The sequence below is a fragment of the Pseudomonas sp. RW10S2 genome (genome assembly GCF_014268985.1).
Taxonomy (GTDB): domain Bacteria; phylum Pseudomonadota; class Gammaproteobacteria; order Pseudomonadales; family Pseudomonadaceae; genus Aquipseudomonas; species Aquipseudomonas wayambapalatensis.
The window spans coordinates 1-4,358 of sequence record NZ_JABWRO010000205.1; the positions used below are offsets into that span (position 1 = coordinate 1).

Annotated in this window: 4 protein-coding genes; 3 read left to right on the plus strand and 1 reads right to left on the minus strand. The window is 63.9% G+C overall.

The features are described 5' to 3' along the window. The first annotated feature begins 82 nt into the window (after positions 1-82). Both HU729_RS25040 and HU729_RS25045 read left to right on the plus strand, forming a co-directional pair. The gene (locus HU729_RS25040; RefSeq protein ID WP_186669860.1) at positions 83-634 is read left to right on the plus strand and encodes an antibiotic biosynthesis monooxygenase; all 552 of its coding nucleotides are present in this window, start codon (positions 83-85) and stop codon (positions 632-634) included. Between the two features lie 200 nt (positions 635-834). Next, the gene (locus HU729_RS25045) at positions 835-2,673 is read left to right on the plus strand and encodes an amidohydrolase (RefSeq protein WP_186670025.1); all 1,839 of its coding nucleotides are present in this window, start codon (positions 835-837) and stop codon (positions 2,671-2,673) included. Between the two features lie 3 nt (positions 2,674-2,676). Here the strand turns inward: HU729_RS25045 and HU729_RS25050 are convergent, their stop codons facing one another. Then, positions 2,677-3,588, minus strand: coding sequence for a LysR substrate-binding domain-containing protein (locus tag HU729_RS25050; protein WP_186711876.1), 912 nt, complete (start codon positions 3,586-3,588; stop codon positions 2,677-2,679). Positions 3,589-3,722: 134 nt separating this feature from the next. Here HU729_RS25050 and ycaC point away from each other — a divergent pair, with 134 nt between their 5' ends. Next, a complete protein-coding gene (ycaC, locus tag HU729_RS25055; RefSeq protein ID WP_054893711.1) occupies positions 3,723-4,352 on the plus strand; it encodes an isochorismate family cysteine hydrolase YcaC in 630 nt (209 codons plus the stop codon). The last annotated feature ends 6 nt before the right edge of the window (positions 4,353-4,358 follow it).

Genomic DNA, 4,358 nt, shown 5'->3' on the forward strand with positions numbered 1-4,358 from the left:
AACGCCCTCACCGCTGGCAAGTGACCCACCCCGCCAGGCGCCACCCACGGCGCCTGGTCAAATTTTGCTCAGGTATTCAGCGATGAACAACAGCAGCGTGGTCACCCTGGTGATCCAGCACAAAGTCCGGGCCGATGCCCTGGCGCACTACGAGACCTGGTTGCGTCGTACCGTCGGTGTTGCCCGCCGCCAGCCTGGTCATCTGGACGTGAACGTGATTCGTCCGGATGACAATGGCGGCCAGTTCACCACCGTGGTGCGTTTTGCCGATGCAGGGCAACTGCGTGCCTGGGTCGATTCACCGGAGCGCCAGCGCCTGGTCGCCGAAGTGCTGCCGCTGCTGGAAGAGGGTGACCAGACCCGTATCCACGACGATCCGGAGTTCTGGTTCACCCCGTCCAGCACGCCAGCCACACAGCCTGCGCGCTGGAAGCAGGCGGTGCTCACTTATCTGGTGATCTGCCCGATGACCCTGCTGGTGCCCCAGTTGCTGGCGCCGCTGTTCGCAAAGGTGCCGCCGCTGGGCGGGCCGTTGGCCAGCAACTTGCTGGTCAACCTGTGCGTCATCCTCCCGGTGGTGTTCTTCATCATGCCGTGGGTGACGCGCCGCTGCGCCGGATGGCTGCGCCGTTGAGCGCACGCCTGACGATCCAGTGCTAGCGTTCAATCGCCTGCCGATCACCCCTCCGGACGGAGAGCACCATGAACCAGGATCCCACCGACAAGAGCCGCCGCCGTTTCCTCGCCAACAGCACCCTGCTCGGTGCGGCCGGCGCGCTCTGGTCCGCACTGCCCTTCACCGATTCCGCCCATGCCGACATTTCAGGAGATCCCATGACCGCAGACCTCATTCTGTTCAACGGCAAGCTGCACACCGTCGACCGTGAAAACCCCACAGCTACCGCCGTGGCCATCAAGGACGGGCGCTTCGTCGCCGTGGGCAGCGATGCCGAGGCCATGGCCCACAAGGGCAACAGCACGCAGATCATCGACTTGAAGCAGCGCACGGTGATCCCCGGCCTGAACGACTCGCACCTGCACCTGATCCGCGGCGGCCTGAACTACAACCTCGAGCTGCGCTGGGAAGGCGTGCCATCGTTGGCCGACGCCCTGCGCATGCTCAAGGAGCAGGCCTTGCGCACACCCACGCCGCAATGGGTACGGGTGGTGGGTGGCTGGAACGAATTCCAGTTCGCCGAAAAGCGCATGCCCACCCTCGAAGAAATCAACCAGGCAGCGCCTGACACGCCGGTGTTCATCCTGCACTTGTATGACCGGGCGCTGCTCAACCGCGCCGCATTGCGTGCCGTCGGCTACACCAAGGACACGCCCAATCCGCCCGGTGGCGAAATCCAGCGTGACAAGTTCGGCAACCCGACCGGCATGCTCATCGCCCGCCCCAACGCGACCATCCTCTACGCCACCCTGGCCAAGGGGCCGAAGTTGCCGCTGGAGTACCAGGTCAACTCGACCCGCCAGTTCATGCGTGAGCTCAACCGTCTCGGGCTGACCAGCGCCATTGATGCCGGTGGCGGCTACCAGAATTTCCCGGATGACTATTCGGTGATCCAGCAGCTGGCCGACAACGACCAACTGACCGTGCGCATCGCCTACAACCTGTTCACCCAGAAACCCAAGGAAGAACTGGACGACTTCAAGAAGTGGACTTCAAGCGTCAAGGTCCACAGCGGCACCGACTTCCTGCGCCATAACGGTGCTGGCGAGATGCTGGTGTTCTCCGCCGCCGACTTCGAGGACTTCCTCGAGCCGCGTCCGGACCTGCCGCAGACCATGGAAGAGGAACTCGAACCGGTGATCCGTCACCTGGTCGAGCAGCGCTGGCCGTTCCGTCTGCATGCCACCTACGACGAGTCCATCTCGCGCATGCTCGATGTGTTCGAGAAGGTCAACCGCGATATCCCGTTCAACAACCTGCCGTGGTTCTTCGACCACGCCGAAACCATCTCGCCGAAGAACATCGAGCGGGTGCGGGCGTTGAATGGCGGGATTGCCATCCAGGACCGCATGGCCTTCCAGGGTGAGTATTTCGTCGACCGCTACGGCGCCAAGGCTGCAGAGAAAACCCCGCCGATCCAGCGCATGCTCGCCGAGGGCGTGCCGGTGGGTGCTGGCACCGATGCCACCCGGGTGTCGAGCTACAACCCCTGGACCTCGCTGTACTGGATGGTCAGCGGCAAGACCGTCGGCGGCCTGGAGCTGTACCCGGAAGGCCTGAGTCGCGCCACGGCGCTCGAGCTGTTCACCCATGGCAGTGCCTGGTTCTCCAGCGAGCAGGGCAAGAAGGGGCAGATCAAGGTCGGGCAGTTGGCTGACCTGGCGGCGCTGTCGCTGGACTTCTTCAGCGTCGAGGAAGAGGCGATCAAGAGCATCGAGTCGGTGCTGACGGTGGTGGATGGCAAGGTGGTGTACGGCGCGGCGGAGTTCGACAAGCTCGGCCCGGCGCAGATTCCGGTGGTGCCCGAGTGGTCGCCGGTGGCCAAGGTGCCGGGCCACTGGCGGGCCGGTGCGCCGCTGGCTGCGGCGGTACACCAGTGCGTCGGGCCGTGCGGGGTGCATGCGCACAGCCATGAGAAGGCTCGGCATTCGAGCGTGCCGGTGAGCGACTATCAGGGCTTCTGGGGAGCGCTGGGCTGCTCCTGCTTCGCGTTCTGACGCTCAAGCCATATCGCTGACCGCAAACTCCTCGGCCAGATGGTCGATCAGCGAGCGCACCGAAGGCAGCAGCCCGCGCCGCGACGGGAAGATCGCATGGACGATCCCGCAGCGCGGCTGCCACGCCGGCAACATCTCCACCAGGCGCCCCTGGGCCAGGTCCTCGCGCACCGCCACCCGCGGCAAGTGCGCGATGCCCACCCCCGCCACCACGAAATGCCGCAGCGCGAACAGATCATCGGTGACCATGCGCGGCGTGTGCGCGATCACCAGCTTGCGCGCCATGTCCTCCCCCTGAAACAGCTCCCATTGATACTTCTGCTGCGCCGCGCCCCAGTGCAGGCTCGGCAGCGTGCTCAACATCTGCGGTTCGAAACCCTCGGGCAACTGGGCGAGAAACGATGGATGGCCCACCAGGCATTGGGTGCTGTTGCTCAGCACCTTCATCACCATGTCGGTGTTCTCCAGCGGCGGGAAGCGCACCCGTAGCGCCACATCGAAGCCTTCATGCAACAGGTCGACGCGACGGTTGGTGCTTTCGATGAACAGCTCCACTTGTGGGTACTTGAGCATGTAGCGCGTGAGCATCGGCCCGACCCACGAGTTGAGCAGGGTAGTGGGGCAACTGATACGCACCAGGCCACGTGGTTCGCTGCGGTTGCGTTCGATGATCTCTGCCGCGCCCTCGGCTTCCACACGCATGGCCAGGCAACGGTTGTAGTAGGCCTGGCCGATCTCGGTCAGCGAACAGTGGCGGCTGGTACGGTGCAGCAGGCGAACGCCAAGACGGTCTTCCAGGTCGGCGATGCGCCGGCTGAGTTTCGACTTGGGCATGTCCAGCGCCCGGCCCGCCGGGGCGAAGCCGCCATGCTCGACGACCTGGGTGAAGAAATAGAGGGAATTCAGGTCTTCCAAGATCGTTCTCCAGATAGAACGCTACAGACAATTTTTGCAGTCTACCGCATCAAAGGTGATGTTTTTAATCTGTACTCATCAACGCGCACTACCCCACCTACCGCACATCGAAGACACATTTGGGAGTACAGACCATGAGCCAATTCACCTACAACCGCCTGAACAAAGACGACGCCGCCGTACTGCTGGTGGACCACCAGGCAGGCCTGCTGTCGCTGGTCCGCGACATCGAGCCGGACAAGTTCAAGAACAACGTGCTGGCGCTGGCCGACCTGGCCAAGTTCTTCAACCTGCCGACCATCCTCACCACCAGCTTCGAGCAAGGCCCCAACGGCCCGCTGGTGCCAGAGCTCAAGGCGCTGTTCCCGGACGCGCCCTACATCGCCCGCCCTGGCCAGATCAATGCCTGGGACAACGAGGACTTCGTCAAGGCGGTGAAGGCCACCGGCAAGAAGCAACTGATCATCGCCGGTGTGGTAACTGAAGTGTGTGTGGCCTTCCCGGCGCTGTCGGCCCTGGCCGAAGACTTCGAAGTGTTCGTGGTGGCCGATGCCTCCGGCACTTTCAACGAGATGACCCGCGACGCCGCCTGGCGCCGGATGGAAGCTGCCGGCGCGCAACTGATGACCTGGTTCGGCGTGGCCTGCGAGCTGCACCGCGACTGGCGCAACGATGTCGAAGGGCTGGCCGCGCTGTGCTCCAACCACATCCCGGACTATCGCAACCTGATCACCAGCTACAACGCCCTCACCGCTGGCAAGTGACCCACC